General features: G+C 41.6%; 26 protein-coding genes and 1 riboswitch. Of the genes, 15 read left to right on the forward strand and 11 right to left on the reverse strand.

The features are described from left to right. Positions 1-5: 5 nt before the first annotated feature. From ACFO3P_RS11255 to ACFO3P_RS11265, 3 genes are read right to left on the reverse strand one after another with little or no spacing between them, the layout of a single operon-like run. The gene (locus ACFO3P_RS11255) at positions 6-584 is read right to left on the reverse strand and encodes a GNAT family N-acetyltransferase (RefSeq protein ID WP_042532052.1); all 579 of its coding nucleotides are present in this window, start codon (positions 582-584) and stop codon (positions 6-8) included. 28 nt (positions 585-612) lie between these two features. Next, positions 613-885, reverse strand: coding sequence for a DUF3219 family protein (locus tag ACFO3P_RS11260; RefSeq protein WP_193064000.1), 273 nt, complete (start codon positions 883-885; stop codon positions 613-615). Positions 886-897: 12 nt separating this feature from the next. Beyond that, positions 898-1,407, reverse strand: coding sequence for a GNAT family N-acetyltransferase (locus ACFO3P_RS11265; RefSeq protein ID WP_042532047.1), 510 nt, complete (start codon positions 1,405-1,407; stop codon positions 898-900). 136 nt (positions 1,408-1,543) lie between these two features. On the opposite strand from ACFO3P_RS11265, the gene ACFO3P_RS11270 reads away from it, so the two are divergent. Continuing rightward, positions 1,544-1,990 (forward strand): YaiI/YqxD family protein, encoded by a 447-nt coding sequence (locus ACFO3P_RS11270; RefSeq protein ID WP_042532045.1) that lies wholly within the window; start codon positions 1,544-1,546, stop codon positions 1,988-1,990. A 70-nt stretch (positions 1,991-2,060) separates the two neighbouring features. On the opposite strand, the gene ACFO3P_RS11275 is transcribed toward ACFO3P_RS11270, so the two are convergent. From ACFO3P_RS11275 to ACFO3P_RS11285, 3 genes are read right to left on the reverse strand one after another with little or no spacing between them, the layout of a single operon-like run. After that, positions 2,061-3,071 (reverse strand): NAD(P)/FAD-dependent oxidoreductase, encoded by a 1,011-nt coding sequence (locus tag ACFO3P_RS11275; RefSeq protein ID WP_379542422.1) that lies wholly within the window; start codon positions 3,069-3,071, stop codon positions 2,061-2,063. Positions 3,072-3,096: 25 nt separating this feature from the next. Next, entirely contained in the window at positions 3,097-4,119 is a 1,023-nt protein-coding gene (locus ACFO3P_RS11280) for a FecCD family ABC transporter permease (protein WP_042532041.1), read from the reverse strand. Beyond that, a complete protein-coding gene (locus tag ACFO3P_RS11285; protein WP_042532039.1) occupies positions 4,116-5,132 on the reverse strand; it encodes a FecCD family ABC transporter permease in 1,017 nt (338 codons plus the stop codon). The genes ACFO3P_RS11280 and ACFO3P_RS11285 overlap by 4 nt, the downstream gene beginning before the upstream one ends. 201 nt (positions 5,133-5,333) lie before the next feature. On the opposite strand from ACFO3P_RS11285, the gene ACFO3P_RS11290 reads away from it, so the two are divergent. The 6 genes from ACFO3P_RS11290 to ACFO3P_RS11315 all read left to right on the forward strand — a co-directional run bounded on the left by ACFO3P_RS11290 (position 5,334) and on the right by ACFO3P_RS11315 (position 11,791). After that, a complete protein-coding gene (locus ACFO3P_RS11290; RefSeq protein WP_193064003.1) occupies positions 5,334-6,296 on the forward strand; it encodes an iron-hydroxamate ABC transporter substrate-binding protein in 963 nt (320 codons plus the stop codon). 202 nt (positions 6,297-6,498) lie between these two features. Continuing rightward, positions 6,499-7,389, forward strand: a complete 891-nt coding sequence (locus ACFO3P_RS11295) for an ABC transporter ATP-binding protein (RefSeq protein ID WP_084612916.1) — start codon at positions 6,499-6,501, stop codon at positions 7,387-7,389. A 116-nt stretch (positions 7,390-7,505) separates the two neighbouring features. After that, positions 7,506-7,790 (forward strand): YesK family protein, encoded by a 285-nt coding sequence (locus ACFO3P_RS11300; RefSeq protein WP_193064004.1) that lies wholly within the window; start codon positions 7,506-7,508, stop codon positions 7,788-7,790. An 828-nt stretch (positions 7,791-8,618) separates the two neighbouring features. Then, complete coding sequence (locus ACFO3P_RS11305; protein WP_332093867.1) at positions 8,619-10,208, forward strand: Vga family ABC-F type ribosomal protection protein; 1,590 nt, start codon at positions 8,619-8,621, stop codon at positions 10,206-10,208. 75 nt (positions 10,209-10,283) lie between these two features. Then, positions 10,284-11,027 carry an ABC transporter ATP-binding protein gene (locus ACFO3P_RS11310; protein ID WP_332093868.1) on the forward strand — a complete coding sequence of 248 codons (744 nt, stop codon included), beginning with the start codon at positions 10,284-10,286 and terminating at the stop codon, positions 11,025-11,027. After that, positions 11,024-11,791: an ABC transporter permease gene (locus ACFO3P_RS11315; RefSeq protein WP_379542423.1), complete on the forward strand. Its 768-nt coding sequence runs from the start codon at positions 11,024-11,026 to the stop codon at positions 11,789-11,791. The genes ACFO3P_RS11310 and ACFO3P_RS11315 overlap by 4 nt, the downstream gene beginning before the upstream one ends. Positions 11,792-11,820: 29 nt before the next feature. On the opposite strand, the gene ACFO3P_RS11320 is transcribed toward ACFO3P_RS11315, so the two are convergent. Next, positions 11,821-11,985: a hypothetical protein gene (locus ACFO3P_RS11320; protein WP_193064009.1), complete on the reverse strand. Its 165-nt coding sequence runs from the start codon at positions 11,983-11,985 to the stop codon at positions 11,821-11,823. Positions 11,986-12,232: 247 nt separating this feature from the next. On the opposite strand from ACFO3P_RS11320, the gene ACFO3P_RS11325 reads away from it, so the two are divergent. Then, positions 12,233-12,676: a MarR family winged helix-turn-helix transcriptional regulator gene (locus tag ACFO3P_RS11325; protein WP_319022550.1), complete on the forward strand. Its 444-nt coding sequence runs from the start codon at positions 12,233-12,235 to the stop codon at positions 12,674-12,676. Between the two features lie 24 nt (positions 12,677-12,700). Further along, positions 12,701-13,300, forward strand: a complete 600-nt coding sequence (locus tag ACFO3P_RS11330) for an alpha/beta hydrolase (protein ID WP_042532024.1) — start codon at positions 12,701-12,703, stop codon at positions 13,298-13,300. A gap of 27 nt (positions 13,301-13,327) precedes the next feature. On the opposite strand, the gene ACFO3P_RS11335 is transcribed toward ACFO3P_RS11330, so the two are convergent. From ACFO3P_RS11335 to ACFO3P_RS11345, 3 genes are all read right to left on the reverse strand, one after another. Beyond that, on the reverse strand, positions 13,328-14,278 hold the full coding sequence (locus tag ACFO3P_RS11335; RefSeq protein ID WP_193064011.1) for a calcium/sodium antiporter: 951 nt from the start codon (positions 14,276-14,278) through the stop codon (positions 13,328-13,330). Between the two features lie 87 nt (positions 14,279-14,365). Next, on the reverse strand, positions 14,366-15,223 hold the full coding sequence (locus ACFO3P_RS11340; RefSeq protein WP_193064012.1) for a VOC family protein: 858 nt from the start codon (positions 15,221-15,223) through the stop codon (positions 14,366-14,368). 127 nt (positions 15,224-15,350) lie between these two features. Next, the gene (locus tag ACFO3P_RS11345; RefSeq protein WP_379542424.1) at positions 15,351-15,788 is read right to left on the reverse strand and encodes a hypothetical protein; all 438 of its coding nucleotides are present in this window, start codon (positions 15,786-15,788) and stop codon (positions 15,351-15,353) included. Positions 15,789-15,984: 196 nt separating this feature from the next. Here ACFO3P_RS11345 and ACFO3P_RS11350 point away from each other — a divergent pair, with 196 nt between their 5' ends. The 5 genes from ACFO3P_RS11350 (at position 15,985) to ACFO3P_RS11370 (ending at position 20,180) form a co-directional block, all read left to right on the forward strand. After that, entirely contained in the window at positions 15,985-16,827 is an 843-nt protein-coding gene (locus tag ACFO3P_RS11350) for an ABC transporter ATP-binding protein (protein ID WP_193064013.1), read from the forward strand. Continuing rightward, positions 16,760-17,539, forward strand: coding sequence for an ABC transporter permease (locus ACFO3P_RS11355; RefSeq protein WP_193064014.1), 780 nt, complete (start codon positions 16,760-16,762; stop codon positions 17,537-17,539). The genes ACFO3P_RS11350 and ACFO3P_RS11355 overlap by 68 nt, the downstream gene beginning before the upstream one ends. A gap of 17 nt (positions 17,540-17,556) precedes the next feature. Beyond that, positions 17,557-18,543 (forward strand): ABC transporter substrate-binding protein, encoded by a 987-nt coding sequence (locus ACFO3P_RS11360; RefSeq protein ID WP_193064015.1) that lies wholly within the window; start codon positions 17,557-17,559, stop codon positions 18,541-18,543. A 195-nt stretch (positions 18,544-18,738) separates the two neighbouring features. Next, positions 18,739-18,783: riboswitch (PreQ1 riboswitch) on the forward strand. An 8-nt stretch (positions 18,784-18,791) separates the two neighbouring features. Next, positions 18,792-19,274: a QueT transporter family protein gene (locus ACFO3P_RS11365; protein ID WP_042532008.1), complete on the forward strand. Its 483-nt coding sequence runs from the start codon at positions 18,792-18,794 to the stop codon at positions 19,272-19,274. Positions 19,275-19,403: 129 nt separating this feature from the next. After that, positions 19,404-20,180, forward strand: coding sequence for a DUF3891 family protein (locus tag ACFO3P_RS11370; protein ID WP_226894937.1), 777 nt, complete (start codon positions 19,404-19,406; stop codon positions 20,178-20,180). 88 nt (positions 20,181-20,268) lie between these two features. On the opposite strand, the gene metA is transcribed toward ACFO3P_RS11370, so the two are convergent. After that, the gene (gene metA, locus ACFO3P_RS11375) at positions 20,269-21,183 is read right to left on the reverse strand and encodes a homoserine O-acetyltransferase MetA (protein WP_332093872.1); all 915 of its coding nucleotides are present in this window, start codon (positions 21,181-21,183) and stop codon (positions 20,269-20,271) included. 345 nt (positions 21,184-21,528) lie between these two features. Between metA and ACFO3P_RS11380 the strand changes: the two genes are divergently transcribed. Further along, positions 21,529-23,127 (forward strand): catalase, encoded by a 1,599-nt coding sequence (locus ACFO3P_RS11380; RefSeq protein ID WP_042532002.1) that lies wholly within the window; start codon positions 21,529-21,531, stop codon positions 23,125-23,127. Positions 23,128-23,175 lie beyond the last annotated feature (48 nt).

Below are 23,175 nucleotides of genomic sequence, written 5' to 3' on the forward strand. Positions count from 1 at the left end.
CACCCTTATTTCTTAACTATATTCGGGTCTTCAATCACTGCAAAAATGCAGGTATCTCTCAGTTCCCCGTTTTCTTCTATAACATCATTTCTCAAAATTCCTTCCAGTTCAAAGCCGGATCGTTCAGCAACTGTTTTACTTCTGCTATTTTTAGGATCACATCGGATTTCTACCCGATTTGCAGCGAGCTCCCGAAAAGCAAAGGAAGTCAGTCCTTTTACCAGCTCTGTGACATAGCCTTTTCCACTATGCTTTGTATCAACCCAATATCCAATCTCAAATTTTCTTACATCCCAATTAATGCGATGCAGACCGCTGGAAATCATAAATTCTCCAGTTTCTTTATCAAAAGCATGGAAACGTAAATCTTCTCGCGAAAGAAAGTTCAAATAAGCTTCCTTTGTTGTTTTTTGCACATCCTGCTCCGTCTGCTCCTGACGTGCAAATGGAAGCCAGGGCTTCAATTCATTGATAGAAGCCTGCATTGCAGTATAAATAGGCTTCCAATCTTCAGGCTTTGGCGCCCGGATAATTAAACGCTCTGTTTCAAATTGGTCTGGAAAGGATAATAAGATTGGTTCCATTGTATTGTTCTCCCCCACATCATAAAAATTATTTTTCACGCAGCTTCAAATAAAATTCACTTGTATTACCTTTTTCATATAAATTTGTCATAGAAGTAGAATATTCGTTGATAGTCGCGGAAAAAGCTATGGATTTCTCCGGGATTTCCACCTCAAAATCATTTTTATAAAGCAAGGATGTCACGTCATGATAGGTTTCACTAATTACATCAAATGAAAATGCAACCTGCTTTTTGTCAGCTGTTTCATCCAATTCAACCTGTTTCCCCTTAAACGATTGCCCATTAATTTTGATTTCCATGTAATCTCCTCCCTATTTACATCCTACGCGTTGGCTTCGACGTTCCACAAGTACAACATCGCGCCATCTGCCGTCTTCCATTTGTCCGATTTTTTCACGAAACCCGACCTTGCGAAAGCCCATCTTTTCATGCAGCTTCAGGCTTCCTGTATTTTCCGGAAAGATTTCGGATTGCAGTGTCCACATTCCTGCTTCTTCACTTGCTTCAATCAATGCTTGCAGCAGCTTTGTTCCAATGCCTTTTCCCATAGCATCTTTATGCAGGTAAATACTTACCTCGGCAACGCCCTGGTATGCTTCTCTTGCAGAAATAGGCAGCAGCGATGCCCAGCCAAGAATTTTCTCTCCCTCGCGGAAAACCAGCCGGCACTGCGGTAAATGATCTCGGTCCCAATCATCCCAGGATTTCCAGTCAGGTTCATTCATTTCAAACGTTGCATTCTGTGTTTCCATTCCATGATAGTATATTTCCAATACCTGTTCCCAGTCTTCCGGCTTCATTTGTTCAATGAAAAAACTCATACATCCAAGCTCCTTTTTCACGATAGATAGTGATTCATATATTACAGGCTTTTGATATGAATTTCTAGTGGATAAGACAAGTTACATAATTATTTGCTACAATAATTAGAAACGTTGAAAAAAGGAAGTGAATCAAATGAAAGTCTATGTCGATGCAGATGCCTGCCCTGTCAAAAACATTATTATAGAGGAAGCTGGTCACAAGAAGGTTCCTGTTGTGCTGGTAACGAGTATCTCACATTTTTCTTTACAGGAGTATCCAGAAGGGGTGGAAACCATTTATGTAGACACAGGTGCAGATGCTGCGGATTACCGGATTATGCAGCTGGCGAAAAAGAATGATATTGTCGTTACACAGGATTATGGACTGGCTTCGCTTGCACTTGCGAAGGGCTGTTATGTACTGCATCATAAAGGGTTCGCCTATACCAATGATAATATCGATCAGCTGCTGCAGTCCCGTTACTTGAGTGCGAAAGAGAGACGGAGCGGGAAGCACACTAAGGGCCCTAAAGCATTGACCGGAGAAGACCGGCAAAAGTTTCTTGAGCTTTTTCAAAAATATCTGCCGGAAAAGGGCTGAAAAAAACACTCTTTCTGTTTTCTTAACCTTCATTACCTGTTAGAAAACGTTAGAGTGCTTTTTTGTTACATTATTCCTCTTCCGTAAAAGCTGCATAATTTGTGGAGAATAAATGCTTTATCGGATCTTCCGGGTCAGCGATTTTTTTCGCATGATTGACTGCAATCGGTCCTTCATTAAACGCTCCGGCAATCAATCCAAGCTTATCCGGGTAATGCGCGATATCACCGATTGCAAATACTCCTTCAACCGATGTCTGCATGCTGGAATCCACCGCAATCATGCCATCAATCATTTCCAATCCCCACGTCGTGATTGGTTCCAGATTGATTTGAAAACCGTGATTAACCACCAGCCGGTCAACCTGAAGCTCTTTTTCCTCCGCTTCATCCTCTAAATGACCAAGGACCGCCTTTTCAAGCTGGCCATCTGTGCCATGCAATGCTTTTATTTCATATGGTGTCATGATATTCACACTTGAATTTTTCAGCTTGGTCACACTGCTCTCCAGCCCTTTAAACTGATTGCGGCGATGAATGAGCGTCACACTCTTTGCTATATTTTCAAGCTCCAGTGCCCAATCTACCGCACTGTTGCCGCCACCGGAAATCAGGACATGCTTATCATAATAATCTGCCAGCTTTCTTACCGTGTAATGCAGGCTTTTCTCTTCGTAATAGACTGCTTCCGGATGGTCCAATTTTACAGAATGTAAGGTTCCAAACCCGGTTGCCAGCATAACTGTTTTCGAATAATGAACATTTCCGTTGCTGCTTACAAGCTGAAAAATTCCATCTTCCATTCGCTGCATATCCACGACCTGTTCTCCTAAAACAATTGCCGGGTCAAATGTCATCGCCTGTTCTACCAGCTGTTCTGTTACTTCTTCGCCGGTAGCCTGCGCAATACCGCCAATATCGCGAATTACCTTTTCCGGATAAAAGTAAGGCACTTTTCCGCCAAGGTATGGCAGATATTCAATAATTTTGGTCTTCATTTCCCGCATTCCGCTATAGAAGGCGGCAAACAATCCGGCAGGTCCGCCGCCAACAATCGTTACGTCATAAATTTCTTCCTTCATGATTACCTACGTCCTTTCCCCATTTTTATTTTGTCTTCATCAGTAGATAAACAAAATAAGGTGTACTGACGATTGATACCACAATTCCCACTGGTATCGTAGTCGGTGCTAAAATATTACTTCCAATCATATCAGCTGTCATTAATATAAATGCACCCAGCAAGGCGGAAATCGGAATCACATAATGGTGCAGCGGTCCAACCAGCTTGCGGACAATATGTGGAACAACTAATCCTAAAAAGGCAATCGCTCCGCCTGCCGCAACGGATGCTCCTGCTAATGCGACAGCAATTAATAATAAGACGCCCCGCTCTCTCTCTACATGCGTTCCAAGACCAGAAGCAACATCATCTCCTAAATGAAAAACATTTAAGTTTCTTGCTTTTTTTATAGCAACTGGAATCAGAATCAGCATCCAAGGTAATAATGCTAAAACAAAGCTCCAGTTCTCACTCCAAATCTCGCCAGATAGCCAGATGGTTACCTGACGATAATTTTGTGGATCCATTCTTAGCTGTAGAATAGTCATAAGTGCGCCAAATGCTGCGTTTACCCCGATTCCGACCAGCACAAGCCGAATCGGTGATACTCCTTTTTTCCAGGCAATGGCATAAATCAAAACGGCCGCCGTAAAAGCTCCAATTAACGCAACAAAAGGAAGCATGTAAGTGCTGAGCGCACTGGTTGCCGGAATAACTCCCTGAAAGAAATAAAGGAATAAGACAATGGCAAAGCCCGCGCCTGAATTAATTCCCAATATCCCCGGATCAGCAAGTCCATTTTGGGTAATGCCCTGCATAATGGTTCCGGAAACAGCCAAGCCGGCTCCAATTAATAATGCTAAAATAATACCCGGCAGCCGAAATTGAAACAAGACAAGCTCCTGCCTGTCTGATCCCTGTCCCATTAACGTTTGAATGACTTCTCCCGGAGAAATCGAAATGGCACCCAGATTTAAACTGATAAAGGAAAAAACAATCGTTCCGATAATCAATATGCTTATTATCATCCAAAACCGAAATCTCTTTTGCTTTTCTACTGTATTCATTTTCTGTCACCCCCGCTGCCTCTGGCTAAATAGAGGAAGAATGGAACACCGATAATCGATGTAATCGCTCCTACCGGTGTTTCAAAAGGGGCATTGATGATTCGTGCAATCAAATCTGCATTTACCAGCAATAAAGCTCCAAACACTGCGGAGGTCGGAATAATCCAGCGGTAATCTGTGCCAATAATAAACCGTGTGATATGCGGGATAATCAGCCCCACAAACCCGACGGAACCCGCAACCGAAACCGCCGCACCAGTTAATATTAAAACAACCGCAATCCCGGCAATTTTAATAAAGGTGTTATTCTGCCCCAAGCCAGTAGATAAATCATCACCAAGACTTAAGACCGTAATTGATTTTGCAATGGATAATGCCAGTACAATCCCTATCACTCCTGCAACAAGGAGGAGGCTTATCGCATTCCAGCCCGCTCCATCTAAACCGCCTGCAAGCCAAAAGCCGATATCTCTCTCCAGCTGAAAATGCAGAGAAAGTATCGAGGAAACAGATCGTAATAATGTACCAATTGCTACTCCAGCCAGTGCCAATTTAACCGGTGTTAACCCGCTGCTGGAAAAAGAGCCGATTAAAAATACCAGTGTTACTGCGATACCTGCCCCAATAAATGAAGCAAACATTAAGCCCACATTCGAAACTGCCGGATAAAAAGCAAGAATGATTACAAGCATAAATGCAGCACCGTCTGTTACCCCCATAATCGATGGAGAGGCAAGCGGATTCCGTGTCATCCCCTGCATCACAGAGCCCGATACAGCTAAAAACGCCCCTACCAGCACTGCAGCCAGAGCCCGAGGAATCCGGAGCTCCCAAATAACCTGATGCGCCTGCTCTCCTTCACTAAACTGGAAAACAGCCTGCCAAACCGTATGTAAATCTACTGTGGTTGCACCATAAGAGATAGACATGCCAACCGAAAAAACAACGAGACAAATGCCTATCATATTTATCAATACTTTTCTTAATTGAGAAGAATGTGAAAACAATCTCATTTCTTGTATACTCCTATTATTTCTTCATAGAATATGATTGTGCTATGATATCACTTTTTAAAGTGCAAAACAAAAGTCCTTTCCTATTTCTACGTACTAAAAACAATGTATCTCTATTGTGCTGTAACGTATTGACTTTCTAATTGAAAGTGATTATCATTATCGTTAGACGTTCATTATAACATAAAAGGAGAAAAAGAGATGAACAAATTAATGCAAAAAAGATATTTATTTATATTGATACTTACTGCCCTCTTACTTCTTGCTGCTTGCAGCAACAGTAATGATGGCGAATCTGATGATGCAGATACATCCGGCGATACCGACGAAGCAGCTGAAATTACTGTTGATTCGGAGGTGGGGGAAGTTACTATTCCTGCAAATCCCGAAAAAATCCTTGCTTCCTATAATGAGGACACGTTGATCGCGCTTGACGAAACGCCTGTCGCAAAATGGGCAATCGGCGAAAGTGTCCAGGATTATTTGGAAGAAGATCTTGCCGATGTAGAAACCATTGAATGGACACTGCCTTTAGAGCAAGTACTAAGCATAGAGCCTGACCTTATTATATTGGACCATACCTTAGATAACTATGAAGGCTCTTATGAAGACTACGCAGCAATCGCTCCAACCTATGTACTGTCCGAAGAAGAAGTAAATGATTGGAAAGTACGTTTACAAAAATTTGGAGAAATCCTTGGAAAAGAAGATGAAGCGGAACAAGCATTGGCAGATTACGATGAAAAGGTAAACCAGGCAAAGGAAGAGCTTAATGACACATTAGGCGATGAATCTGTTGCAATGATGTGGGTTGTCGGCGGCAAATATTTCTTGTTTGAAGAAAACCGTCACACGGCAGATATGATTTACAATGAATTAGATGTAGAAGCTCCTGAGATTGTAGAAGAACTTGGAAAAGGCGAAGAGGCTTGGAACCCAATTTCTTTAGAAAAGCTTTCTGAAATGGATGCCGATCATCTGATTATTTTAGGCTACGAAGACGATGAAGGCATCGAAGCATTGAAAAACAGCAACGTCTGGAATAATACCGACGTTGTTCAAAATGATCAGGTCTACTACATTGAAGACGAAAGTAACTGGACAAACAGCGGTCTCGTTGCTTCAGAACAAACCATTGACATGCTTGTTGATTTATTTAAATAAGACATCAAGTTAAATAAAACAACATGCTTTATCATTTAGAACCCTTATGAAATCAAATGTATTCTCATTGATTTCATAAGGGTTTCTTTTTTTAATCAGGTTAATATAAGGTTCTCTTCGCCTCCTCTTTCTCATATATTTTATTAAATTGTCACCTAATTGAAAACTATTATCATTGACTATTTACCCTTCTAGCAATAAAATGAAGTTAGTAGCTATACGCACCTTTTTAGGTCAGGAGGCGTTTTCATTGAACTCATTAACAGCAAGCAACTTAACACTTGGGTTCGGAGATCGGATTATTATAGATGAATTAGACATTGCTATCCCTAAAGGGGAAATCACTGTTTTTATTGGCCCAAACGGCTGTGGAAAATCAACTTTATTACGTTCTTTGGCACGTTTATTAAAGCCAAAGCAGGGATCTGTTATATTAAATGGACAAAATATCGCTAAAATGCGTACACGAGATGTTGCGCAGAATATGGCTATTCTGCCTCAAGCGCCGACCAGCCCCGAAGGATTGACGGTTTATGAACTTGTCAAACAAGGCAGGCACCCTTATCGCAAGGTGATGAAGCAATGGTCCAAAGAGGATGAAGACGCGGTACAAAAGGCATTAGAAGATACAAATATGTCCGATTTAAAAGATCAGTCTGTCGATTCGCTTTCGGGCGGACAGCGTCAGCGTGCATGGATTGCCTTAACGTTAGCACAGGATACAGACATTATTTTATTGGATGAACCGACTACTTATCTTGATTTAACCCACCAAATCGATGTGCTTGACCTTCTGTTTGAATTAAACGAAAAAGACGGCCGTACAATTATTATGGTACTGCATGATTTGAATCTGGCAAGCCGCTATGCGCATCATATTATTGCGATTAAAGATAAAAAAGTATATGCACAGGGAAAGCCGGAGGATACCATTTCCGCTGAGCTTGTCTCCGCCGTTTTCCGGATGCGGTGCAATATTGCATGTGACCCGATTTTTGGTACGCCAATGTGTATACCGCATGGACGCGGAAACTGTTTGATTAAAGATGCTGTACAGGAGAATTCCATCCATAAGACACCAAGAGCTTTATAATAAGACTGGAAAAACCAGACAATGATTTTATCAAAATCGAAGTTTGTCTGGTTTTTTCTTTGTTCCTGCAGGGATGATTATTATACAAGGAATCATGGTTCAAGGAGGAAAGAACAATGAACGGATCAGCGGAAGGATATATAGAATTTTTTGTATATGTTATCGGAATGGGAATCGTTATATTCCTGCTGAGTATGCTCCTAAAGGAAAAAAGAATTATTCTTCCTTTGATTACTTGTCTTTTAAGCTTTTTACTCATCCTGGCAAGCTTTTTTGTTACAGACGGCTGGCAAGGATTAGGACTGCTATTTATAGGAGCTTGCGCTTTGTTAGCCTCCATCTTAAATATCTTACTAATGGCTGGAACCACATGGTATAAATCGAAAAATGAGAAAGAGTAATTACTGGCTGTATATATTGAAGTAAGAAGTTACATTTTTGTATTACTCATTAAAGTGAATGATGATTGAAGCAGTAACCAGCGGAAGAAAAACACGGAGACTCCTATGGGAAAGCGCAATGGTTTTCGGTGGGGCGAGTAATCGCAAAAGCTCTTCACACTGGGACGAGTAATCGCAGTCCCAGTGTGAAGACCCCGCAGAAAAAAAGCGTACTTCTTTTTTTCTACCCGCGGGGCATAAGTGCGACTATGCTTCTGTCTGCGCCTGCCGGCTTGCCATTCAGCAAGTCTTCTTTTCACCCGCAGGGCATAAGTGCGACTATGCTTCTGTCTGCGCCTGCCGGCTTGCCATTCAGCAAGTCTTCTTTAAAGGAGATGAGCTCGGGTCCATGGAAAGCGTAGTGTTTTTCTGTAGCGTAGCTTTTAATATTAAGTTAATATTAATTTCAATTTATGTATCCATTTTCTTTTAATGACAAAACTTCTTATTTCCGCTATACTGTAATCAACAATAATCGAAAGGGTGAACAAAGGGAACATGAAGTACTAATCCTGTTTTTTTAAAAGAATGAATTTCATAAGAGGATGATAACAGCAGATCGGAAACTCAGAATCCGTGTGCCCTCTTGCTGTATTATTTTTCATGCTCTCATGGAACGATTTCAGAACAGGATTAGCCTTTTATCCTTTGTGATAAATACCCGTATGAAATGAGCGATACGTATGCCCATTTCCTTTTTTGGCGACTCCTGTTCTGAATGCAGAATAGGGGTTTTTTTATGCAATTAACTCCCCTATTCCCATCCTTCATAGATACGGAGATGATTTTATGAGAATTTTAGAAGCACATCATATCAAACACAGTATCAAAGATCGGGAATTATTTTCGATAGAGCATTTGGTTGTTCATGCCAAAGACCGGATTGGTTTAGTCGGAAAAAATGGCTCGGGCAAAACAACGCTGCTCAACCTGCTTGCCGGTAACATTCCACCGGAGCAAGGTACGATTCATATGCATACTTCGGTGGAATTATTGCCACAATTAAAAGAGAAGCGTGATCAAAAAAGCGGCGGCGAAGTGACGCAGGCGTATATTGTAGAAGCTTTACAGAAACAAACCGGTCTCCTCCTTGCTGATGAACCGACAACCAACCTGGATACTGCTCATATTGAATGGGTTGAAAAGCAGCTGTCCCATTGGCAGGGGGCATTAATTATCGTCTCTCATGATCGTAATTTTTTAGATAAACTATGTCAGCAAATTTGGGAAATTGACGAAGAGCACATCCAAATTTATTCCGGCAATTATACAGCATACCGGGAGCAAAAGGATAAAGAACTCGAAAAACAACGGCTGGATTATGAGCATTATCAGCAGAAAAAAAGGCAGCTTGAGCGTGCGATAGAGAAAAAAGAACAAAAAGCACAGCGGGCAACCAAAACACCGAAAAGCAAAATTGGCTCTACGGAAGAATCCTTAAAAGGGGCGAAACCCTACTTTGCGAAAAAGCAGAAAAAGCTGCAAAAAACATCCAAAGCTTTAGAAAGCCGGTTAGATAATATGGAAAAAGTGGATAAGGTAAAAGAAGCTGCTCCCTTGAAAATGACACTTCCCCATCAAGAGAAATTACAGCAGAAAATTATTTTACGGATAGAGGATGTAGAAGGTGCTGTTCCCGGAAAGCAACTATGGGAAAAAGCCAGTTTAAATATCAAAAATGGAGATAAGGTTAGCATCATCGGTTCAAATGGAGCAGGCAAAACCACGTTTATTAAAAAAATAATGCGTAAAGATGCCGGTATCACCTTAAATCCGGCTATAAAAATTGGTTATTTTCAACAGGATTTATCTACCTTAAACCAGGAAAAGTCGATTCTGGAAAATGTCAAAGAAACATCTAAGCAGGATGAAACTCTGATTCGGACGGTTTTAGCGCGGCTGCATTTCTATGGTGATGATGTTTTTAAGCCTGTCCATGTACTCAGTGGCGGAGAGCAGGTTAAGGTGGCATTTGCAAAGCTTTTTGTCAGTGATATCAATATGCTGATTCTTGACGAGCCGACAAACTACCTCGATATCGAGGCGGTCGAAGCATTAGAAGATCTGCTTCAAGCCTATGAGGGCACTGTTTTATTTGTATCCCATGATCGGCAGTTTATCAATAATATCGCAACCAAGGTCATTAAAATAAGCCAGCAGCAGCTTACCTTTTTTGATGGAAGTATCCAGCAGCTTCATGAAGAATCAACGGAAAAAGAAACGCAGGAAGATCCAATCGAACAGCAGTTAATGATTATTGAAACAAAGATAACAGAAACATTAAGCAAGCTCAGCCTCGAGCCGTCGGATGAACTGGATCAGGAATTTCAAAAGCTTCTCCAGCAAAAACGTGCGCTTTTAAATCAACAAGAGGAATGATAGAATAAGATTTGTTCAGCAGGAGGTTCTCTCTCCTGCTTCTCTTCTATACCCATTTCAGAAAGGAACTTCACCATGGAGCAAACAATGAAATCAACCGATAAAGCAGCCATAGAACTAAACCATATCAGCTATTCTGATGAAGATTTAGATATTATTAAAGATATATCCGGCTTCCTGTCTGAAGGAAAAATCACCACCTTTGTCGGCCCCTCCGGAGCTGGAAAGACAACGATATTCCGCTTATTAAACGGATTGATTTCTCCAACCAAAGGGGACATCTATCTATTTGGAAAAAACATTCAAACCATGGAACCGACTGCGTTACGGCGTACCGTTGGCATTGCACTTCAAGATGCGACGATGCTGCGGGGGAGCGTTTATAAAAATCTGGCTATGCCAAAAACACTTCAAAACCAAGAATTAGAAAAAGAAGAGGCAGCGCATTTGCTTACACAGGTTGGACTGGATGCTTCTTTTCTCCACCGGGATGTTACAGATTTATCCGGAGGCCAGCGGCAAAAGGTGTCCATTGCACGTACGCTTGTCAATCGTCCAAAGGTCTTGCTGCTGGATGAGATTACCTCCTCCCTCGACCGGGTATCCACATCAGATATCGAGCAGTTAATCCAGCATATTAATCAGAAATTCTCTGTGACCATTGCCTGGATTACTCATAATTTAGAACAAGCTTTACATATCGGCGATGATACATGGGTCATGATGAACGGCGAACTCGTTGAGGCAGGCAGGAAAGACTTATTGAAAAATCCGGCTGACTCCCGGGTACAGGAATTTGTGAAGGGGGAATGGCAATGAGCGTCCTAAACTTGAGCTTATCGCTTATTTTCGTCCTGATTCCTTTAATCCTTTCTAAAACGTTACGTCTCGGCTTGGAAAAAGATACGTTTATCGCAACCATTCGATCGATTATTCAGCTTATAGCTGTCGGCTTTATTTTAACCTTTGTCTTTGAATCAAACAGTTATCTTTTTATTATCTTAATGGTTGCTCTCATGATTGGCGCAGCCACACATAATGCACAGAAAAAAGGCGCATCAATCAAGGGAATCATATGGAAGCTGATTCTGACATTTGTTTTTATTGAGCTGCTGACACAGGGTATTCTATTGGGATTTCAAATTACACCGCCGACTGCACAATACATTATCCCTATCAGCGGAATGGTTGTCGGTAATTCCATGGTGCTTGCCATTCTTTTTCTGAACCGTTTCACATCAGAAATCCAAACACAGAAAAAAGAAACAGAGCTCCTGCTTTCTTTAGGCGGAACACCAAAGCAGGCTATCCATTTGCCCTTGATTCATTCTATTAAAGCGAGCTTGATTCCCACGATTGAAAGTCAAAAAACAATCGGTCTCGTTCAACTGCCGGGAATGATGAGCGGGCAGATTATTGCTGGAGCTGACCCAATCCAAGCAGTCCAATTCCAGCTGTTAATTCTCTTTCTATTATTGACAACAGCTGCTGTAACCAGCATTATGCTTGGTTTTCTCTCCTATCCGACACTGTTTAATGAACGGATGCAGATGCATAAGATTAAAACGGATGAAGAAAATTAAAGCTCTAAAACTGTTATGTCATTATATCTCTATAATATCGATGATAAAATAGCTGGAAAATACAAGGGGTTTTCAGCAAATACATCCTTGCTGAAAATTCCTGCTAAGTTAGATACAAATATAGGCAGGAAAAGAAGCAAATCAAACGCAATTCCTGCTGCATCTAGATGTTCTTCAAATTTATTCTTGCTCACATTAACTCTCCTTCATTTCTCAATCATCAATCTTTCTTATCGTTTTCCCTACCATGTGTTCCGCGACACTTTTTCTTAGGTTAAACAGCCGCCCTGTAAAGAACGCTGTAATGACTGTAACACCAGAGGATTTTTGATGCCGCAAAGCACATACCTCTCCCTCGCTCACTTGACAAATTAGTTATCATTCATTATTATTTAATTACATATATCTTAATTAAATATATTTTTATATCACAAAAGAGAGGTGATTATTTTGGCTGAAAATTTATCATTGAAAGCTTTCGTCATTACCATGAAAGCTTCTAAAGCGTTAGAAGAATTAACAAAAAAAGATATCAAAAATCACGGCATGCGCGCATCTGACTTTGCTATTTTAGAAGCATTGTATCATAAAGGCAGACAAACTATCCGGGAAATTTCGGAATCCGTATTGATCAGCACAGGGTCGATAACCTACGTCATTGATAAGCTTGAAAAAAAAGAGCTCTTAATCCGGACAAATTGTCCTGATGACAGAAGAGCAGTTTATTTAGAAATTACAGCAAAAGGAAAACAAATGATGGATGAGATTTTCCCGAAGCATCAGCAGGTGATTGAAGAGATGTTCCAAGGAATTTCAGAGAGCGATAAAGCGACTGTTATCGAGGTATTGAAAAAGGTTGGCCATCAAGCCGCTGAAAAAGAATAACGCAAGTGGGAAGGATGAACATCAATGAAGTATATCTATGAAGAAAAAGCGGGTCCGACTGGTCCTACCCTGCTTCTCCTGCATGGAACAGGCGGTACAGAAAATGATTTATTACCTTTAGCGAATATCATTGATTCAGAGGCAAATGTTTTGAGCGTTCGCGGAAACGTGTTGGAAAACGGCATGCCCCGTTTTTTCCGCCGTTTGGAGGAAGGTGTTTTTGATGAAGAAGATTTAATCAAACGCACAGAAGAATTACATGATTTTTTAAATGAGGCTAGCCAAAAAGAAGGTTTTGACCGAAAACAAGTTACAGCAATCGGCTATTCGAACGGAGCTAATATTGCCGGAAGCCTTTTATTCCATTATAAAGACTCCCTGCAAAAGGCAATTCTTCATCATCCGATGGTACCGAGAAAGGGCATTGACCTTCCGGATTTAACTGGTACAGACGTGTTTATTGCTGCGGGTAATAATGATCCGATGTGCCCTCCGGAAGAAGCGGAGGAATTGCAGCGTTTGCTGGCAAATGCCGGGGCTAAAGCTGATATCCATTGGGAGAGTAATGGACACCAGCTGACGATGAGCGAAGTTAAAGCAGCTGCCAGCTGGTATGCAAAGTAAAAGAAGGAGACCGGGTCTCCTTCTTTTTTAATTTCTTATAATAATGTAGACGGTATATGCTACATATATAAGAGCAAGTATAATCCCTTCTCTTCTTCCAATTCGAAAGCTTGTTCTGGAAAAAATCAATAGAAGGATGGTCAGCACAATCATTATCCAAATATCTGTGAAGATAACAGGGTTGATGGATAAAGGAGTAATCAGCGATGCTGCACCAAGAACAAATAAGATATTAAAAATACAGCTGCCGACCACGTTTCCTAAGGCAATTTCACTTTCATTTTTAAGCGCTGCAGATATCGAGGTAACTAATTCGGGCAGGGAGGTTCCTACTGCGACGATGGTCAGACCGACCAGCGCCTCACTCATCCCCCATGACAGAGCAATTTCTGTTGCATTGGTTACAACGAATTGCCCTCCCAAAATAATGGCAGCCAATCCGAGAAGCGTAATGAAGGTGCTCTTTCCCCATTTTACATTGGAATCTCTGACTGCTTTGGTTTCTTTTCTGCTTTTCAAACCGACCTCAATGATGTAATACATAAAAATCGCTAAAAACAGAAAGAAAACGATTCCATCGCCTCTGCTGAGGATATCTGCTCCCGAACCTTGCAGCAGCACATCGCTACCTAAGGCAAACAAGGCTACTGCCGCCAGTAATGCAAAAGGAATCTGTTTGACTATCATTTCATTTTGAACCCGAAGCGGATAAATTGCAGCTGCCAAACCGATAACAAGCGTAATATTAAAGATATTACTTCCCACGACGTTTCCAACTGCTACATCGGCTGTTCCTTGCACTGCTGCAATAATACTTACCGTTGCTTCCGGTGCACTTGTCCCTAAGGCAACAATCGTTAATCCGATTAAAATCGGGGGAACGCGCAGCAGCTGAGCAACATTAGAGGAGCCGTCAACAAACCAGTCTGCCCCTTTTACTAACAATCCAAATCCAATAATTAATAAAATATATTCCATGGAGGTGCTCCCATCTCTCGCTGTATATTGTGTTTTTATTCTACCTCAATTGGATTTACCTATCCACTTTTTTCAAGCAGATGTTTTTTATTTTGCTGCAGCAGTTAGAAAAATATGATTTCCTGCAGGGTCCTTTACCATTCCTTCATCAGCCGGATAACCTAATGCTGCCAATCTTTGAACCACTTTGTCTATCTCCTCTTTATTCGGGTACGTTATTGTAAAAAACTGCATCCCAGCCGCTTGTAAATCTGGAATCGGCGCTCCTTCCCCATTCCATGTATTAATCGCAATATGGTGATGATAACCGTTGTCAGATAAAAAAGATGCTCCAGGAAATCCAGTTACCTCTTGGAACCCTATTCCCTTAATGTAAAATTCCTTTGCTGCCGGCAAATCATTCACATGGAGATGCACATGTCCAATACGTGTTTCCACAGGCATCCCCTGCCAATCACCAGCAGCCTCTGCCAGTAGTCCATCTGCATCAAGCGGATCCGTACTCATTTGCACGGATTCATCTATCCACTTCCAGCTTTTAGACAATCGGTCTCTGGCAACTTCGATTCCATTTCCATCCGGATCAGAAAAATAGAGTGCTTCACTGACAATATGATCGGCAGCCCCTAATTGCAGGCTGTATGCTTTCCCTGCCTGCAGAAGATGTTTTAAAAATGCCGCCAAATCCGCTCTTTGAGGCAATAAAATGGCAAAATGATAAAGCCCTGTGGTTTTGCCTTGTTTCGGCAGCGCTCCTTCCGGCTGTTCCAGTATGATTAAAGCCTTCTTTCCATCAGCAGAAAGGATGGCCTGGTTTTCTGTCTCCTCCATCACTTGAAAGCCTAGAAAAGTATGATAAAAATCGAGGGAACGCTGTAAATTCGCTACTTGAATGGTTATATCTGATACATGCATTGTCGGAGATTCAAAAAATTTATTTTCCATATAGTATTAGTCACCTTTCTTAATTGATTTATAATTAACTAAAAATAATAAACTTACTTTATGTAACTTATTATAAATAAAGTAAGTACGATGGTCAAAATATTTGCAGGTTTTTCTTTTTGGCTCTTCACCAAAATCTATGGGTGACATAGTAGATATATATTTGCTGTAAGCGACCGCTACGGAAATACACTACGCTTTCCATGGGCCCCGAGCCCATCTCCTTTAAAGAAGACTTGCTGATTGGCAAGCCGGCAGGCGCAGACAGAAGCATAGTCGCACTTATGCCCTGCGGGTGAAAAGAAGACTTGCTGATTGGCAAGCCGGCAGGCGCAGACAGAAGCATAGTCGCACTTATGCCCTGCGGGTGAAAAGAAGACTTGCTGATTGGCAAGCCGGCAGGCGCAGACAGAAGCATAGTCGCACTTATGTCCCGCGCCTTCCCATAGGAGTCTCCGTGTTTTTCCTCCGCTAGCTTGTTGCTTTTATCACATTTAATTCTATTTTCCAACCATAGATTTTGGTGTTGATTCTTCTTTTTTAATATTTTTTCAAACGGAAACATTTTTTTAAAACTGCCGTTGAGAGAAAACGCATGAACCCTTCCCTTTATGCCTGTCATTTGGGCAAGATTTTATAATTCATTTAATAAAATACCAAACGTATCACAATACAAGTTCCCTTGACGCTTTTTTTTGCATAATATATAATCCTTATAAGTTTACTTATATTTATTTATTATTTTGAAGGAGAGGTTCTTTATGAAGGTAAAACTGGAGCAGGTAAATAAAAGCTTCCCCAAAGGCAAAACGGATTCGCTCCATGTCCTGCATGATATCGATCTCCAAATTGAAGCTGGCGAATTTGTTTCTTTGCTTGGACCTTCCGGCTGCGGCAAGTCTACGATTTTGAATTTAATCGCCGGTCTGGACAGCCCGACTTCTGGAGAAGTATATGTGAATGATAAAAAAGTTAAAGGACCGGGGACTGACCGGGTCGTTGTTTTTCAACAAGGCGGTTTATTTCCATGGATGAATGTCATGGATAATGTTACATATGGACTGCTGTTGAAAAAAATGAGCAAAAAAGAAGCGGAAGAAAAAGCAATGGAAGGGCTTCGAATGGTGCATCTCGGAAATTTTGCGCATGCTTTTCCCCATGAATTATCGGGCGGCATGCAGCAGCGTGTAGCAATTGCGCGTGCTCTCGTGATGGATCCTGACGTTCTTTTGATGGATGAACCATTTGCAGCCCTTGATGAACAGACACGGCTTATTTTGCATCAGGAGCTGCAAGAAATTTGGCAAAAAACCGGAAAAACCATTCTCTTTATCACGCATAATATTCGTGAAGCACTCACGCTTTCAGAACGGGTATTGCTTATGAGCACGAGACCTGGAGCAATCAAAAAATCTTTCAGAGTACAGGCGGCGCGCCCGCGTAACCCATCAGATAGTGTAATTGTAGATTTAGAAACACGTGTGATGAAGGAATTGGAAGAAGAAATGGAAAAAGTGTTGAAGGAGGAGTTCGGGGATGATTACCGCCTTAAGACGAGTGCTGTTCGTGATCGTGATCGTGACTATATGGGAGATCATATCTAAAACCAACCTGTTTCCGACCTTTATGTTTCCCCCTTTGCTTATCCCGAATGATCCCGGCGGAGTCACGGTGTTAAGCACATTAGTGAACGGTCTGATTTCCGGGCAAATACTCGGAGCTACAGGAATGACGCTCGGGAGACTGCTGCTCGGTTTTTCCATAGCAGTAATTTTAGGTCTGATTTTTGGGTACTTAATTGCCCGTTATAAATGGGTGGATGATACGCTTGGATTTTTTGTGACTGCGTTACAGTCCATTCCGAGTATTGTCTGGTTCCCTCTGGCTATTGTCTGGTTTGGACTTGGGAATGTAGCCATTTTATTTATTGTGACTATTGGAGCAACCTGGACAATGACAGTAAATGCAAGCACCGGATTTAAAAATGTGCCCAATCTTTATTTAAATGCTGCACGTACATTAGGTTCGTCGGGTACGCATCTTGTGCGAACCGTGATTCTTCCGGCATCCGTACCGCATATTATCTCTGGTCTTCGTGTTGCTTGGGCTTTCGCCTGGCGCGCAATCATGGCTGGGGAGCTTCTCGGTGGAAACGGCGGCCTCGGGTATCTGTTAGATATGGGACGCTCCTTGCAATCAATGGATTTAGTACTCTCTATTATGATTGTGATCGGTATCATCGGTACGATTATGGATAATCAGGTATTTCTTAGAATGGAACGCTCTGTTGCAAGAAAATGGGGCGTTGGAGCTTAATAGAAAGGATGAGGGATATGAAAAAAATATTATTCGGCCTGGGTGCGCTTCTTTTATTAGGAGCGGCAGGCTGTGGTTCAGAAGAAGCTGCCGATGAAATACACATTGGATATTTCCCTAATTTTACACATATTACTACGGTAGTTGCGCTGGAAAATGGTTACTTTGAAGAAGAAATGGGAGAAGAGGTAAATATCGAAACCTCCACATTCCCGGATGGCAGTGCCTTTATGGAGGCTATGTCCACACAGGATATCGACATTGGTACTGTTGGCCCGTCTCCGGCAACAACAACTTATTTAAGAAATCCGGAGCATGAAATCATTGCCGGAGCGGTGAATGGCGGGGCAGTCCTTGCCACTCGTGAAGATTCAGGTATCGAAAGCGTTGAAGATCTTGATGGCATGCGCGTAGCCATCCCGACTATTGGTTCCACGCAGGACATCATGTTGCGAGAAGCATTAGATGATGTCGGTCTGAAAGTAGATGACGAGGGCGGAACCGTAAGCTTGGTACCGCAGGCTCCTGCTGACACATCCACGCTGTTCCTGCAGGGAGACGTCGATGCTGCGGCCACGCAGGAGCCTTGGGGCGTATATTTGGAAAATCAGGCAAACGCCGACATTCTCCTTGATGAAGAAGAATTTGCTTGGGGAACAGAATCAACAACAACTGTTGTTACTGCGCGGAAATCATTTACGGAAAGCAATGAGGAATTAACACAGGCCTATTTACGTGCCCATGCCCGTGCTGTAGAATTTATTGAAGAGAATCAGGAAGAAGCAGTTGAATTATTTGTCAATCACATTGAAAAAACGACAGGCAACGAGTTGGATTACGAGGAAACGCTGGAAGCAAGCGAACGTCTCAATCCAACGTATGAAATCAACGAAGAAGTGCTGCAGCAAATGGCAACAATCAGCTACGAAGCAGGGTATATGCAGTCAGATGAAATTGAAGGATTGGTTAATCGGACATTTTTGGAAGCTGCTCTGGAAGAATAAACTGATAACGACGAACTCCCGGTTTGACAGCCGGGGGTTTGTTTTTAGTTTCGTTTCTTTTCCATGATGTCACTTCATTTATTTTGTCCGCTCCCTGTTAAACTTGTTTTTATGTTTAAAAGCTTCGCGTTTTCCAAATCATTACATATACAAAACGATTGTTTTCCTTCTTCGATACTGGTATGATAGGCTAGGTTCAACGTGGTTCGTAACCATCCCACGCTAAAAAACTAGGAGGAAAACAGGATATGAATATAAGGACACTTGTGATTAACGGGATTATTGCAGCATTGTATGTCGCCGTATCCCTACTGGTCTCCCCAGTTGCATTTGGGGCGATTCAATTTCGAATATCAGAGATGTTTAACCATTTGATTATCTTTGATAAGCGTTACTTTTTCGGCATTACGATTGGTGTATTTGCATCTAATTTATTTTCAATGGCAGGCGGATTGGATCTTTTATTCGGGACAGCACATACCGCCATATCTTTAGGAATTATTATTTTCTTAAAAAAATATATTAAAAACAAGCTGACACTGCTATTTCTAAATACATTGATTTTCAGCTTTAATATGTTTATTATTGCCTTTATGCTAAATATAGCTTTACAATTACCGTTCCTGCTGACATGGCTTACAACCGGAATCAGTGAATTGATTGTTTTACTGATCGGCATTCCGATCTTCTATACTTTATATAAACGGATACATTTTGATAAAATGATATAATACAGAGAAAAAGACGGTGGAGAATGTAATCCATCGTCTTTTTTAAGAATGGAGAAGTAATTTTTTTAATGATATGAAAAGCTTCCTGGGGCTCTTTCGTTCTCCATGCAATCAATCACAAGGAAGGGAATGAGTAAAATGATTATCCGAAATCAGAACGGCCATTTTATTTTTATAACACAGGTAGACCATGCTTCTGTATCTGGAGAAATAGTTAAAAATCTGGCCTCGGGTTATTTCGAGCATACGCCTTATAAAGATTCTGTTATCTATGCAGCTTATCAGCATGACTGCGGCTGGGAGGCCTTTGACAAGCAGCCTTTTTGGAATGATCAGGCAAATCGTCCCTATTCCTTTATCGATTTTCCAGACATACCAAAAACCGTCTTGTACACGCAGGGTATTGAGCAGGTCCAGGAAAAGGACAGGTATGCCGCATTATTATGCAGTGAACATTATAAGCGTTTTCTCGTAACATCCACGCTCCCTGAAGCAAAAGCGTTTGTTCAGCAGGAAGCAGAGCGGCAGGAATGGCTGATCAGCAGGATGGATCATTTTAATCAAGCGACGTTTGAAATGGATTATACGCTTTTACAGTTTTCCGATAATCTATCTCTGTTCGCATGTATGAATGAGCCGGGAGCCGCGGATAAAGACCTTCATCCTTTTTTTAAAAACGGGATATCCGTTTCAAACACCGCATCCTCCTTTCCATCTGCTTTTTCTGTCAGCTGGGAAGATAAGGAGACAATAACCATGGAACCTTTTCCATTCTCAGCAAACTTTCCAATTACTTTGCTGTATAAAAGTATTCCTAAAACAACCATTCAGCAGCAGGGATTGATGAATGCTTATGAGCATGCCTCTGTTTTATCAAAAACGATTAGGATAAACACCAAAAAATAAGGCTGGCAGCTGCTTCAGCCTTATTTTTTGGTGTTTTAAAAAAGGACCAGACGCATCCAGTCCCTTCTCTGCTTCATTCAATCTATTTTTACTCTTCTCCCCATACATAAGGGGTTTCTTGATACACATAATAATTCAGCCAGTTGGAAAACAGCAAGCTGGAGTGACTCTTCCAACGATGCTTCGGCTGTTTTTCCGGATTATTATTGGGATAATAATTTTCCGGCATAGCTGTATCGATTCCTCGTGCATGGTCTCTTTCATATTCTTCCTTCAATGTGTTTGCCATGTATTCTAAATGCCCGGTTGCCATAATATGCTTTCCATCCTTAGAAGCAAGTAAAAAGACTCCTGCGTCATCGGATACAGCAATCAGCTGCAGTTCAGGATGATTTTCGATTTCTTCCAAAGAAACCGTTGTATAGCGGGAATGCGGGGCTAAGAATACTTCATCAAACCCTCTTACCAGGCGTTCTTTTGGTGTTAACACATCATGTTCAAAAATCCCAAAGCATTTTTTCGGAAGCGGATGCTTATCAATGCCATAATGATGATATAAAGCAGCCTGTGCTCCCCAGCAAATATGCAGGGTGGATGTCACATGATCATTCGTCCAGTCCATAATTTCCTGCAGTTCCTCCCAATAATCCACATCGGTAAAAGACAGATGCTCTACCGGGGAGCCCGTAATAATCATACCGTCAAATGTTTTATCCCGTACCTCCTCAAAGGTCTTATAAAAAGTATCCAGATGATTCTGGTTTGTTGTTTTTGATTCATGTGAAGCCATTCGTAAAAAAGAAATGCGCACCTGTAACGGTGTATTTCCTAAATATCTTAACAATTGCGTTTCTGTTTTTTGCTTTTCCGGCATTAAATTAAGAATAAGAATACTAAGCGGACGAATTTCCTGTGCATCCGCGCGCTGTTCATCCATCACAAATATATTTTCCTCTTCCAGAATTTCTTTTGCAGGCAACTCTCTCGGAATTTTAATCGGCATTGTCTGACCTCCACTTTTTAAGCTTAACTTATTTCAAACGTTCTATTATCAATATGGAATATAACCGTACTGAATGTACAGCTTTTCCAAATTATTCGTCTATTTCTATTGTAATAGCTGGCAAGAAAAGTTCAAGTCCTCTCCCTTATTTTCCTTTAGAAAATCAAAAATGAATTGGATTTGAAAACATCAGGAGGAGCATTTTGTTCTTTTTGAAAATAGTCCAAACTCCCTTACGCTGCATTTTTTCCATCTCAGATAATAATCCTCCAAAGATACGATTAATTTTATTTGGATTGGCAATGCTAATGAGAAGAAATTTATAATGGAAATGAGGATAAATCTATGGCTGATAAAGAAAAATCCACGCACCAAACCAACATGGAAAATGATAAAACCTTAACTACCCGTCAAGGGCATCCGGTAACCAACAACCAAAATATCCGGACCGTCGGCAATCGTGGTCCTGGAACGCTGGAAAACTATGATTTCATTGAAAAAATTAGTCATTTTGACCGTGAAAAAGTTCCAGAACGTATTGTTCACGCACGAGGCGCAGGAGCGCACGGCTATTTTGAAACCTATGGAACGGTCGGTGATGATCCGGTTTCCAAGTACACCAGAGCAAAAGTTTTTCAGGATAAAGGGAAGCAGACCCCTGTATTCGTCCGCTTTTCAACAGTGGTACACGGCAATCATTCGCCGGAAACCGTTCGTGATCCGCGTGGTTTTGCAGTCAAATTTTACACAGAGGATGGCAACTGGGATCTGGTCGGCAACAATATAAAAATATTCTTTATTCGTGATGCAATGAAGTTCCCGGATATGATTCACGCTTTCCGTCCAGATCCCGTAACAAATATTCAGGATTCCGAGCGTTTCTTTGATTTTTGTTCCAATTCTCCAGAGTCCTTTCATATGGTGACCTTTATTTACTCCCCATGGGGCATTCCTGCCAACTACCGCATGATGCAGGGATCTGGTGTAAACACCTATAAATGGGTCAATGAAGCAGGTGAAGCAGTGCTGGTCAAATATCATTGGGAGCCGAAGCAAGGGATTAAAAATTTAACCGCCAAAGAAGCAGCGGAAATTCAAGGTGAAAATTTCAACCATGCGACACAGGATTTATATGACAGCATTGAAAATGGAGATTATCCAGAATGGGAGCTGCTGGTGCAAATCATGTCAGACGATGATCACCCGGAGCTTGATTTTGACCCGTTGGATGATACCAAACTATGGCCAGAGGATAAATTCCCATGGCTGCCAGTCGGGAAAATGGTATTAAATAAAAATCCGGAGAATTATTTCACCGAGGTAGAGCAGGCGTCATTCGGCACCGGTGTATTAGTTGACGGACTGGACTTTTCGGACGATAAAATGCTTCAGGGACGGACCTTCTCTTATTCAGACACACAGCGCTATCGTGTCGGAGCGAACTATTTGCAAGTGCCAATCAACGCAGCGAAAAAACGAGTGGCAACCAATCAGGAAGGCGGACAATTACGTCAGGAAAATGATAAAGCCCCGGGACAAAACCCGCATATCAATTACGAGCCGTCTGTACTCGGCGGTCTGGAGGAAGCAGAGCAGACCGGAAAAGAATATAAACCTTTTGTAGAGGGTCATCTTGTACGCGAATCCATTGACCGCAATGATAATACAAAACAGGCAGGCGAAACCTTCCGTCAGTTTGAAGACTGGGAAAAAGATGAATTATTGTCCAATCTGATTGGCGATTTATCGACCTGTGACAAGCGTATTCAAGATAAAATGATTGCACTCGCAGAAGATGCAGATGAAGAATATGGACGCCGCCTGCGAAAAGGATTAGAACAGGCGAAAAAGCATGGCACCAGTCAAAATCCATTAGGAGCAACGGATGCCGAGCAGGCTCCGAAGCACGCAGAAGAGTTAGGACATGACGCCGACCCTTATTAAAATAAAACAACAGTACCTCGACAATTTCAGTTTTGAGGCACTGTTGTT

This window comes from Oceanobacillus aidingensis (genome assembly GCF_042654105.1).
Taxonomy (GTDB): domain Bacteria; phylum Bacillota; class Bacilli; order Bacillales; family Amphibacillaceae; genus Oceanobacillus; species Oceanobacillus oncorhynchi.

What these genes read in the sequence shown, in the direction of transcription:
- ACFO3P_RS11350 (WP_193064013.1), top strand. Translation starts at nt 15,985, where the DNA reads ATGAAGGTAAAACTGGAGCAGGTAAATAAAAGCTTCCCCAAAGGCAAA.
- ACFO3P_RS11305 (WP_332093867.1), top strand. Translation starts at nt 8,619, where the DNA reads ATGAGAATTTTAGAAGCACATCATATCAAACACAGTATCAAAGATCGG.
- ACFO3P_RS11280 (WP_042532041.1), bottom strand. Translation starts at nt 4,119, where the DNA reads ATGAATACAGTAGAAAAGCAAAAGAGATTTCGGTTTTGGATGATAATA.
- metA (WP_332093872.1), bottom strand. Translation starts at nt 21,183, where the DNA reads ATGCCGATTAAAATTCCGAGAGAGTTGCCTGCAAAAGAAATTCTGGAA.
- ACFO3P_RS11340 (WP_193064012.1), bottom strand. Translation starts at nt 15,223, where the DNA reads ATGGAAAATAAATTTTTTGAATCTCCGACAATGCATGTATCAGATATA.
- ACFO3P_RS11265 (WP_042532047.1), bottom strand. Translation starts at nt 1,407, where the DNA reads ATGAGTTTTTTCATTGAACAAATGAAGCCGGAAGACTGGGAACAGGTA.
- ACFO3P_RS11295 (WP_084612916.1), top strand. Translation starts at nt 6,499, where the DNA reads ATGAAGTTAGTAGCTATACGCACCTTTTTAGGTCAGGAGGCGTTTTCA.
- ACFO3P_RS11260 (WP_193064000.1), bottom strand. Translation starts at nt 885, where the DNA reads ATGGAAATCAAAATTAATGGGCAATCGTTTAAGGGGAAACAGGTTGAA.
- ACFO3P_RS11335 (WP_193064011.1), bottom strand. Translation starts at nt 14,278, where the DNA reads ATGGAATATATTTTATTAATTATTGGATTTGGATTGTTAGTAAAAGGG.
- ACFO3P_RS11345 (WP_379542424.1), bottom strand. Translation starts at nt 15,788, where the DNA reads ATGTTTCCGTTTGAAAAAATATTAAAAAAGAAGAATCAACACCAAAAT.
- ACFO3P_RS11370 (WP_226894937.1), top strand. Translation starts at nt 19,404, where the DNA reads ATGAGTAAAATGATTATCCGAAATCAGAACGGCCATTTTATTTTTATA.
- ACFO3P_RS11285 (WP_042532039.1), bottom strand. Translation starts at nt 5,132, where the DNA reads ATGAGATTGTTTTCACATTCTTCTCAATTAAGAAAAGTATTGATAAAT.
- ACFO3P_RS11355 (WP_193064014.1), top strand. Translation starts at nt 16,760, where the DNA reads ATGATTACCGCCTTAAGACGAGTGCTGTTCGTGATCGTGATCGTGACT.
- ACFO3P_RS11290 (WP_193064003.1), top strand. Translation starts at nt 5,334, where the DNA reads ATGAACAAATTAATGCAAAAAAGATATTTATTTATATTGATACTTACT.
- ACFO3P_RS11310 (WP_332093868.1), top strand. Translation starts at nt 10,284, where the DNA reads ATGGAGCAAACAATGAAATCAACCGATAAAGCAGCCATAGAACTAAAC.
- ACFO3P_RS11360 (WP_193064015.1), top strand. Translation starts at nt 17,557, where the DNA reads ATGAAAAAAATATTATTCGGCCTGGGTGCGCTTCTTTTATTAGGAGCG.
- ACFO3P_RS11365 (WP_042532008.1), top strand. Translation starts at nt 18,792, where the DNA reads ATGAATATAAGGACACTTGTGATTAACGGGATTATTGCAGCATTGTAT.
- ACFO3P_RS11300 (WP_193064004.1), top strand. Translation starts at nt 7,506, where the DNA reads ATGAACGGATCAGCGGAAGGATATATAGAATTTTTTGTATATGTTATC.
- ACFO3P_RS11270 (WP_042532045.1), top strand. Translation starts at nt 1,544, where the DNA reads ATGAAAGTCTATGTCGATGCAGATGCCTGCCCTGTCAAAAACATTATT.
- ACFO3P_RS11255 (WP_042532052.1), bottom strand. Translation starts at nt 584, where the DNA reads ATGGAACCAATCTTATTATCCTTTCCAGACCAATTTGAAACAGAGCGT.
- ACFO3P_RS11275 (WP_379542422.1), bottom strand. Translation starts at nt 3,071, where the DNA reads ATGAAGGAAGAAATTTATGACGTAACGATTGTTGGCGGCGGACCTGCC.
- ACFO3P_RS11380 (WP_042532002.1), top strand. Translation starts at nt 21,529, where the DNA reads ATGGCTGATAAAGAAAAATCCACGCACCAAACCAACATGGAAAATGAT.
- ACFO3P_RS11330 (WP_042532024.1), top strand. Translation starts at nt 12,701, where the DNA reads ATGAAGTATATCTATGAAGAAAAAGCGGGTCCGACTGGTCCTACCCTG.
- ACFO3P_RS11315 (WP_379542423.1), top strand. Translation starts at nt 11,024, where the DNA reads ATGAGCGTCCTAAACTTGAGCTTATCGCTTATTTTCGTCCTGATTCCT.